We start from the raw sequence: 9,595 nt of genomic DNA on the forward strand, positions 1-9,595 counted from the left end.
GCGCCGTTCGCCGCCGCGCCGGCATTCGTAGTCGCCTCAACAGTCACGGCACCAGACCCTTCGACTCGATGGCGTCGGCGATCGCCTTGCGCAGGTCGCCGAGCCGCCCGACGCTCGCTGAGGAGGGCGGTGACAAGGTGTGCGCGATCTGCAGCGAGACGCTCTGGTAGGCCGGCGTCTCCGGCCGGACACTCGCGTTCTGGAGCGCCTCGTAGATCGCCGCCGCGAACGGGTAGCCGCCGTCGATGAACTTCTGGTCGGTGTACAGATCCTCGGCCGTCGGCGCGAGCCCGCCGTTGATCGCGGTCCGGATCTGGTTGTCCCGGCTGGTCATGCACTCGATCGCCGCGGCCGCCTCGGCCCGGTGGTGGCTATAGGCGCCGATCGCCAGGTTGTAGCCGCCGACGGTCGTGTGTGAAGGCTGGCCGGGTACCAACGTCGGCCACTGCGTCCAGCCGATCTGTTCGGCCAGCTTCGGATTGTTCTGACGCGCCGATGGATAGATGAACGGGTAGTTCAGCTGGAAGGCGGCCGACCCGGTCTCGAACGCGAGGCGGTTGTCGTCCTCCTTCTGGTTCGACCAGGACGGGTCGGCGGCCGGCGAGTGTGCCATGGCCCGGATCGCCTCGACGGCCTTTTCCGCCGGCGGGCCGAGCACTACCTTGGTGCCGTCGTCATTGAGGATCTGGCCGCCGGCGGACGCCACCAGCGAGTTGAACAGCACCGTGTAGCCCTCGTACTGGGCGCCCTGCACCTCGACGTAGTGCGGCTTGCCTTCCGCGGCGAGCCGCCGGGAGTCGGCCAGCATCTCGTCCCAGGTCCGCGGCGGGTTCGGCACCAGGTCCTTGCGGTACCAGAGGAGCTGGGCGTTGGTGTTCAGCGGCACGGCGTAAAGCTGTTTGTCCCAGGTACCGGTCTCCACGGCGACCGGCAGCATTCCGTCGGTGAGCCGCTTCGCCTCCGTCGCCGGGAACGGCACGATCCAGCCGGCCTCGGCGAACTCGGCGGTCCAGGTCACGTCCAGCGCGAGGATGTCCATCGTGGAGTCCTCGGCGGCGAGCCGCCGCACCAGCTGCTGGCGCTGCCCGTCCGAGTCGTTCGGCAGCACGTTGATGCTGATCGTGTACCGGCCGTTCGACGCGGCCGAGCAGTCCGCGGCCGACTTGGCGAACGAACCGGACGACTCGTTGTAGACGTACCAGGTCAGCCGGGCCGGGCCGCGGCCGCCTCCGTCGTCGGAACCGCCGCAACCGGCCAGCGCCGCTCCCGCGGCCAGTACCAGCGCTCCCACCACGGCCACCGTGGACCGGCCGCTCCGGCCGCTCCGGCCGCTCCGGCCGCTCCGGCCGCTCCGGCCGGTCGGCATGCCCCGGCCGCCGCCACAGGCGGATCCGGCCGCCCCCGGACGGTGGCCGGAATGTCGGCCGGGTCGACGAGGTCCACGGGGCCGACGGGATTGTGGAATTCTCATAGGCCGTGCTCACCACCCCACGTCGCATTACCCGAGGCGACACGCGGGCAGGAGACGTTCCTGGCCGGGTGGTATCCGGCTCCGCCACCTACGACCGGGCCACGTCGCCCCGAGTCGTGCACCCACCGGCCGGGAGACCGGCGGTGGCTCCGCCATTCCCAAGCGCATGAAGATGTAAACCCGGCGTCACGGGACTATTTCGGGCAGTGTTCTTCCTGTCGCGCTATGTATAGCGTGCGGGCGCCGCGGCGTCGCTGGTCGGATGACGACGCGGTGTGGCGCGGCGTCGACGCGGTCGTCTGACTCGGACCGGACCTGTACTGCGAGCGCCGGTACGTGCCGCTGGCCGGCGGGACGGTCCGTGCTCCGGATTCAGCGGCGAAGGGCCGTTTCCCGCTCGATGTGCGACAGCTTCTCGGGATTGCGCACGGCGTAGAGCCCGGTGACGAGGCCGTCGTCGATGCGTACCGCCACGACGCTGTCGATCTCGCCATCGAGCCGGAGAATCAGCGCCGGGTAGCCATTGACCTGTACCGGCTGCAGCGACACCGCGGCGGCGATCCTGCCCAGCCCGGCGGCCAGCAGGCGCGCCACCCTGTCGGCCCCGACAATGGGGCGCGGTACGGCCTGCCTGACTCCGCCGCCGTCCCCCAGCAGGACGACGTCCGGCGCGAGGATGTCAAGCAGGCTCTGCAGGTCACCGGTCTCGACCGCTCGTTGGAACGCGTCGAGCGCACCTCGGGTCTCGGCCGGAGAAACGACCCCGCGCGGGCGGCGCGCGGCGACATGTGCCCGCGCCCGGTGCGCGATCTGGCGGACCGCGGCGGGGCTCTTGTCGACGGCTTCCGCGATCTCGTCGTACTCGAGGTCGAACACCTCGCGCAGCACGAACACCGCCCGCTCGGTCGGCCCGAGTGTCTCCAGCACCAGCATCATCGCCATGGAGACACTGTCGGCCAGCTCGACATCCTCAGCCACGTCGGGCGCGGTCAGCAGCGGCTCGGGCAGCCAGGGACCGACGTAGGACTCCTTGCGCCGGCCGAGCGTACGCAGCCGGCTCAGCGCCTGGCGGGTGGTGATCTGAACCAGGTACGCACGCTGGTCCCGCACCGCATCGAGATCGACGCCCACCCAGCGCAGCCAGCTCTCCTGCAGGACGTCCTCCGCGTCCGCGGCCGAGCCGAGCATCTCGTAGGCGACGGTGAACAGCAGGTTGCGGTGGGCGAGGAACGCCGCGGTAGCCGGGTCCGAACGGCTGTCCTCGTTCATGCGCCCGCCGCGGTCTTCGGGGGCGGTCGGCGACGTGCCTGCCATGCGTGGCTCCTGTTCACGCTCGACTGTGTCACTCACCAGACGCCAGATCCCGCCGGTTTGTGACACCGAGCCGGTAGCCGGTCCTTGTCGTCCCCTGCCCAGGACATGACGCTGTGGCCGCGTCGCGCCCAGCGGGGCCTCAAGCATCCGATGTGGCCCGCCTCGTGACGCAGGTCACCATGGCCCGGCTGTCACAGGAATCGGGGTCACCGGCATCTGGTGTTCGTCCGGTGCGGCAGCACGCAACACCACGAGTGAGGAGGACGTCATGGACGCCCGATTCAACATGTTCGACAACGAGATCGCCGCCAAGTTCGGCAAGCGGTTCGCCAACGCCAGCTTGGTGATCGACCAGTCGCCGCTACCGAAGGCCACCCAGGAGCTGGTGTCGCTGCGCGCCAGCCAGATCAACGGCTGCGGCTTCTGCGTCGACATGCACACCAAGGAGGCCGCGGCCGCCGGTGAAACCCCGGTCCGGCTCAACCTGGTCGCCGCCTGGCGCGAGGCCACCGTGTTCACCGAGGCCGAGCGGGCCGCGCTCGCACTCGCCGAGGAGGGAACCAGGCTCGCCGACGCCCACCACGGCGTCTCCGACGAGACCTGGGCCCAGGTCCGCAAGCACTACGACGACGACCAGATCGCCGCGCTCGTCTCCCTGGTCGCCCTGATCAACGCGGCCAACCGAGTCAACGTGATCGTGCGCAACCCGGCGGGCTCCTACGCGCCCGGCATGTTCGCCAGCATGAAGAGCTGACCGGCGGGCGGGTCCAGACCCGGCTCGGATCATCGATCCGGGCCGGGCCGGCGCATGCCACATCACCGAAGGCGGGACCGCGCGCGAGGCCCTCCATCACCTCACGGGAGATCCGGCCGTTCGGCGGAACGAACCGGCGGCCGTCATCCTGTGGGCGGCCCGTCATGGCCCTGGACGGAAGGTGGCGAAGATTCGCCACATCAGAGCCTGCTGGCCGTCCCAGTCGTCCTCGGGAATCCGCCAGCGCAGCGCGTATCCGTGGCCGTTGCGGACGACGCCGAGGTCGAGGACGTGGATGACACGCCCACCCGAGGTGAAGGTGAACTCCCAGATGGCGGCGGTCGCGCCGTCCTGCCCGTCGGCCTGGCGGATGGACAGGAGCCGGTAGCCCGGCGATGTCGCCCGTGTGCTTCCTTCCAACGACCGCCAGGCGCCGATAGCGGACGGTCCGGCCGCGGCCTGGGCCTCGACCAGCAGTTCTGGATATCCGCTCGCGGGCGCGAACACGGTTCGGTCGGCGCCGCGCGGGGAGGTCGACCAGTCACTCGGCACCGCGACCGACCAGCCGGATTGCCCGGAGCGCGTGGTGTAGCCCTCCGGTGGCCGCGCCGGGGTGGTACCGGTCGGAATGAGCGAGCCCAGGCTGATGTCGTAGTCCCGCGCCGCCGGGGCGTCCGTCAGTGTGTCGCCTGAGGCCGGCGGGCCGGCGACACTCGAGGGCGGACGTGATGGGTCCGTCGCCGCCAGGTTCTCCGGTGTTGTCGTCGACGTCGGCGATGTGACCGGTCCGGACGAGGCGAGCGACGATCTTTGCGGCGGCGGGGCCGCGGCCGGCTCGGCGGTGCCGCCGCCGGCCAACGTCAGGCCCAGAGTGGTCCCCACCGCCAGGAGCGACGCCAGCGCCGCCGCCACGATCACCGACACCCGCCGGCGCGAGCCGCGCCGACGTCCGCCGGGGGGCACAGGGACGGCGGCGTCGCCGCCCGGTTCGCCGTTGTCGGGTGCGGTGCCCTCGTTGGGTGCGGCGCCCTCGTCGCGTTTGGCGTTGTCCCTGGGTTCGCCGTCGCCGGGCACCGCACCCTCATCTTGTTCGACGACGTCGGTGGTTGCGGCGTGGTCGGTGGATGCGACGTCGGTGGGTCCGACGACCTTCGTGGGCGCGACGTCGGCAGTGGGTGCGGCGACGTCGGTGGATGGGGCGACATCGGTGGGTGCGACGACCTCGGTGGGTCCGACGTCGGGTGTAGGTGCGGCCTCGGCGCCAGTGGGTGCGACGACCTCCGTGGATGCGGCCTCGGCGATGGGTGCGGCCTTGTCGTCGGCCTCCGGGGTACCGACCTCGGCGGCCCGCGGTTCGTCCATGCCGGTCGCGTCGCCGCCGTCGACTTTCGTCGCCTGATCCGCGGGTCTGTCAGCCGCCATGCCGGGTTCAGCATCATCCGCCCGCGCCGGCCGGTGGCTGTCAGCGAGGATCTCCAACCACGGGTCGGCCCGGTCAACCCGGCCGGCCTCGCGGGGACGGGTGGGGCGTCGAGCGAGCCCGGGCCTCCCGAGGTGTCTGCGCCGTCCTCGTGCGGTCGGCGTGATGTCGTCGAGGACTTCGCGAAGATGACTGCGGATCTGGGCGGGCGACGGCCGCCGGTCAGGATCGACGGCAAGCATGTGATCGATGACACCGCGGAGGCAGCCCGCGTGGACGAACGGGCGTCTGCGGTTCTCCACGACGGCGGCCAGCATCGCCAGGGGCACCTTGCCCTCGAACGGAGACTCGCCCTCGACGGCGGTGAAGAGGGTCGCTCCGAGCCCCCACACGTCGCTGGCGTACACGGCCCGCGCGCCTCGGACGCGTTCAGGAGCGATGTAAGCCGGCGAACCTATCAGCGTTCCCGCACCCGTCAGGGTTGTGTCGCCGTGGCTGACCGCGATGCCGAAGTCGGTCAGGCGTGACTCGCCGGCCGCGGTGACCAGGACGTTGCCCGGCTTGACATCGCGGTGGACGACGCCGCCACGGTGAGCGGCCTCGAGCGCATAGGCCAGGCTGACGCCGATACGGGCGACCCGCTCGGGGGCCAGCCGTCCGGCGTCCTTGATGAGCTCGGACAGGGAGACCCCGTCGACGTACTCCATGACGATCCACGAACGCCCGTCTGCCTTGAGCACGTCGTAGACGGTCACCAGCGTCGGATGACGCAGTCGAGCAGCCGCGCGGGCCTCACGCATCACCCGCTGTTCGGCCAGGTCGCGTTCGGCCGCCGACCCCATGAGCGGCAGCCGAATCTCCTTGATCGCGACCGGGCGGTGCAGCAGCACGTCCTCGCCCTTGTAGACAGTGCCGCTACCACCCTCACCGATCACTCTGCCCAGCCGGTACCGACCACCCAGGTATCCTTCCGTTCCCTGTTCGTCGGCGGCACCGAGAGTCGGCATCGTTTGATCCTACTTTCGATGACCTTCTTGGAGTTTGAGATTCCTCTACCCAGGGCGACAACGACAACACACGCCTTGGTCTTGTCGGCGTCGGTCTTGTCGGCGTCGTCGACATGCGCCGGTCAGAGACGGGAGCTCCGTCGCGTGCGCCGGGCACAGCGGCCGGGCCAGCCGAACAGGGATGACCGAGTGACGCGTCGTCGACGCGCCCGTCTAGTCATAGGGGTCTCCTATGACCATCCCTGGCAGTCGGTCGGTACCGAAGGGTCCTCGGCCGCTTGAGGCTGGGATCCATGACCACCGTCCCCGTCCGGGAACGCCCTCTCGCCCGACCCGCGCGGCTCGCGCCCACCGTGTCCGCCGCCTCCGGCGTGTCTGGCGTGTCTGGCGGGCTGGCGTTCGCCGGCGCGATCGGCCTGGCCGCGACCGCCGTCGGCATGGCCTGCCCGGTGATCGGCGCGCCTGTCGTGGCGGTTGTCGGGGGCGCCCTGCTCAGCCCACTCGCCCGGAGATGGGGAGGTGTCCTTCAGCCAGGTCTTGACGTTGCTCGGGTCCGCCTGTTGCGGGTCTCCGTCGCGTTGCTGGGCGCCCAGCTGTCCCTGGGCGAGGTGGCCGACGTCGGAGTGGCCTCGCTGCCGGTCATGCTGGCCACCCTCGCCGCCTGTCTGGCCGGCGCCGCGATGCTCGGTCGATGTCTCAAGGTGGGACGTGACCTGCGCACCCTTATCGGCGTCGGGACGGCGATCTGCGGCGCGTCGGCGATCGCCGCCACGAGCCCGACGATCAGGGCCAAGAACGCCGACGTCGCCTACGCCGTCTCGACGATCTTCCTGTTCAACGTGGCCGCGGCGCTGGTCTTCCCGCCGCTCGGGCACGCGCTCGGCCTGAGCCCGGGCGCGTTCGGCCTGTTCGCCGGCACCGCCGTCAACGACATGTCCTCGGTCGTCGCCGCGGCCAGCGCGTACGACCCGGCCGCCGTCCAGCAGGCGGTCGTGGTCAAGCTCGTCCGCACACTCATGATCATTCCGATCGTGCTGGTGCTGGGCGCGCTCGTCCGCGACCGCGAGGCCTCGTCCGACCTGGACGCCGAGCCGCACCGTCAGCCGGACCACCAGTCACGCCACCTGCTGGCCGCGCCGCGCCGCGCCGTCCGCCTGGTTCCGGGGTTCCTCGTCGCGTTCGTGCTGGTGGTGTCGGCCAACTCGGCTGGGCTTCTCCCCGTCGCCAGCCACGAGCCATTGCATCGCGGCGCGATGATCCTCATCGCCGTCGCGCTCGCCGCGATCGGCCTCGCGACGGACGTCGCGGCGCTGCGCCGCACCGGGTACCGGCCGCTCCTGCTCGGCCTGCTGCTGTGGGCGACGGTGAGCCTGACCAGCCTCGCCGTCGCCGGGGCGGTGTGACACGCTGTCCGACGATGCCCCTCCCGAGCTGGGTCACCGATCTGGCGACGCTCAACCTGCTGCTTTCCGTCGCCGAGACCGGCAGCGTCGGCCGCGCCGCCCAGGCGCACGGCATCAGCCAGCCGAGCGCGAGCGAGCGGCTGGCCCGGCTGGAACGGCGCCTCGGCGTGCCGCTCCTGGTCCGGACCCGGCGCGGCAGCACTCTGACCCCGACCGGCGAGGCCGTCGTCGCCTGGATCCACCCGGTCATCGACGCGGCCCAGGCGCTGGCCGACGGTGTGCTCTCGCTGCGGGCCGACCAGCGGGCCCGCCTGCGCATCACGGCCAGCCTGACCGTGGCCGAGTACCTGCTGCCCCGATGGCTGCTGGTCCTGCGGCGCGGTCACGCCGATCTCGAGATCTCGGCCAGCGTCGCCAACAGCGAGGACGTCTGCGCGGCGATCCGCTCCGGCCGGGCCGATCTCGGGTTCATCGAGTCGCCCGACGTCCCAGCCGACCTCGGCCGCCGAGTGGTCGGCGCGGACAGCCTCGCCCTCGTCGTGGCCGCCCGCTACCCCCTGGCAGCTCGGGCCGAGCGGGGTCTACGCGCCACCGATCTCATCGAGGCGCCGCTTCTGCTGCGCGAACCCGGCTCCGGCACGCGCGAGACGTTCCTACGCGCCCTCGCCGGCGCGCTCGGTCATACCCCGCCGATCCACCGCGCGACCAGCCTGGGCTCGACGGCGACGATCCTGGCCACGGTCCGGGCGGGCGGCGGTGTGGGCGTCGTCAGCGCGCGGGCCGCGGCGGCCGGCCTGGCCACCGGCGAGCTGGTCCGGCTGCGGGTGGCCGACCTGATGCTGGTTCGACCGCTGCACGCCGTCTGGTCCGGCCACGCGCCGACCCCGCTGGCCGCGGAGCTGATCGAACTCGCGATCGGACTACCTACGCCGGACTAATCCATAGGAAAATCGCCTGGGACAACCCGCGGTCCGCCGTTACTCACCCAAGCACCCAACCCTCTCCCGCTCGTTGCCCGTCGATAGTCGCCGTGTGGTTTTCTGGCTGCCGGTATGGACCTGCCGACGCGACAGCGGGCGACGGTCCTTCCATGGGGCCCTCGCCAAGAGGCCGCCGTCGGGCCGCCGAGAACACGCACCGTCGCCGCTGGGCGGAGTTCCGGGCCGCGACGCCTTTCGAGGACCGTGCGCCGGAACGTTAACAGTGTCCCAACTTCAGCACATATGCCTGCCGAAATAGCCGCGGCCAGTAGCATGTGGGACATCTGCGGGCATTCGGGGACCGCGGTCCTGACGGCCGATTCCAGAACCGGCTCGGGGGCCGGCCAGTCACGTGGACGGGTCACCGCCTGAGAACGGCGGAGAGACAGTGGGCGACGGCGAACGCGTGCATGGAACCGGCGGCGGCGACAGCCTCTTCCGCGCCGACGGCCACGACGGCGGCCCGTCCCTCCCGGACGGCCGGTCGCCGGCCGACGCCTTCCTGACCGCGTGGCGGAGCTCTCCGGCCGCGTCCTCGCCGCCGGTGGCCGCGCTTCGGCGGCTAGCCACCCGGCGGCCGGCCGCGAGGCCGGGGCACGCGCGCCGTCAGGTCGCCCGGCGCGGGAGGCCGTCCTCGGACGGCGCGGATGGTGGGCCGGGCACCAGCCCGTGGCCCGCGGCCGGCGAGACCGCGCTCCGCGGCCCGGCGGCCGACCGCCGCGGCGACCGACGTTCCTCGCCCAGCACCGCACCGCCGTTTGCCACACCGCCGTTTGCCACACCGCCGTTTGCCACACCGCCCGGTGCCACACCGCCGTATGCCACACCGCTGGGCGGCGCGCCGCCGGGTCCGGGGCCGAAACCGCCCGGGGCGCCACCGGGGCGGCCCGGGCCGGCCCCGCCAGCCCAGCCGATGGCGTCGGCCCTGCCGAGGCCCGACGACGTGGCCGAACCCGGACCGCCGAACGCCGCCGCCGCGGCCGACGGTGCCACGGTCTTCGTCGGCCGGCTCAGCCGGGACGCCCAGTTCCACGTCCTCGGCCGTCGCGCAGCCGTCCTGGCCACGGTGCTTCTCCTGGCCGTCATCGGTTCGGTCGCGGCGGCGGCGGTGCTCGTCCGATGAGCCCGACGAGTCAGAGCAGTCCGATGAGTCGGATAAGTCCGGGAAGTCCAATGAGCGCGCCGGGAGTTCCAGCCCGGCGGCCCCGGCCAGGCCGAAGCGCACGGCCTTCGTCCAACCGCAGAC

At 71.8% G+C, this 9,595-nt stretch carries 7 protein-coding genes; 4 read left to right on the forward strand and 3 right to left on the reverse strand.

All coding sequences use genetic code 11. The annotated features are described in order from the left end of the window. Positions 1–43: 43 nt before the first annotated feature. Together QOZ89_RS23140 and QOZ89_RS23145 are read right to left on the reverse strand one after the other, a co-directional pair. Positions 44–1,291, reverse strand: a complete 1,248-nt coding sequence (locus QOZ89_RS23140; protein ID WP_071046321.1) for an ABC transporter substrate-binding protein — start codon at positions 1,289–1,291, stop codon at positions 44–46. A 552-nt stretch (positions 1,292–1,843) separates the two neighbouring features. After that, positions 1,844–2,785 (reverse strand): RNA polymerase sigma-70 factor, encoded by a 942-nt coding sequence (locus tag QOZ89_RS23145; RefSeq protein ID WP_312625160.1) that lies wholly within the window; start codon positions 2,783–2,785, stop codon positions 1,844–1,846. Between the two features lie 268 nt (positions 2,786–3,053). Between QOZ89_RS23145 and QOZ89_RS23150 the strand changes: the two genes are divergently transcribed. Further along, complete coding sequence (locus QOZ89_RS23150; protein WP_312625162.1) at positions 3,054–3,539, forward strand: carboxymuconolactone decarboxylase family protein; 486 nt, start codon at positions 3,054–3,056, stop codon at positions 3,537–3,539. A 162-nt stretch (positions 3,540–3,701) separates the two neighbouring features. Here QOZ89_RS23150 and QOZ89_RS23155 read toward each other — a convergent pair whose 3' ends face one another. Continuing rightward, positions 3,702–5,966, reverse strand: coding sequence for a serine/threonine-protein kinase (locus QOZ89_RS23155; RefSeq protein ID WP_312625164.1), 2,265 nt, complete (start codon positions 5,964–5,966; stop codon positions 3,702–3,704). A 293-nt stretch (positions 5,967–6,259) separates the two neighbouring features. On the opposite strand from QOZ89_RS23155, the gene QOZ89_RS23160 reads away from it, so the two are divergent. The 3 genes from QOZ89_RS23160 to QOZ89_RS23170 all read left to right on the forward strand — a co-directional run bounded on the left by QOZ89_RS23160 (position 6,260) and on the right by QOZ89_RS23170 (position 9,472). Then, entirely contained in the window at positions 6,260–7,369 is a 1,110-nt protein-coding gene (locus tag QOZ89_RS23160) for a YeiH family protein (RefSeq protein ID WP_312625166.1), read from the forward strand. A gap of 14 nt (positions 7,370–7,383) precedes the next feature. Beyond that, positions 7,384–8,307: a LysR substrate-binding domain-containing protein gene (locus tag QOZ89_RS23165; protein WP_312625168.1), complete on the forward strand. Its 924-nt coding sequence runs from the start codon at positions 7,384–7,386 to the stop codon at positions 8,305–8,307. 430 nt (positions 8,308–8,737) lie between these two features. Then, positions 8,738–9,472 carry a hypothetical protein gene (locus QOZ89_RS23170; protein WP_312625170.1) on the forward strand — a complete coding sequence of 245 codons (735 nt, stop codon included), beginning with the start codon at positions 8,738–8,740 and terminating at the stop codon, positions 9,470–9,472. The last annotated feature ends 123 nt before the right edge of the window (positions 9,473–9,595 follow it).

The sequence above is a fragment of the Pseudofrankia coriaricola genome (assembly GCF_032027725.1).
Lineage (GTDB): Bacteria > Actinomycetota > Actinomycetes > Frankiales > Frankiaceae > Pseudofrankia.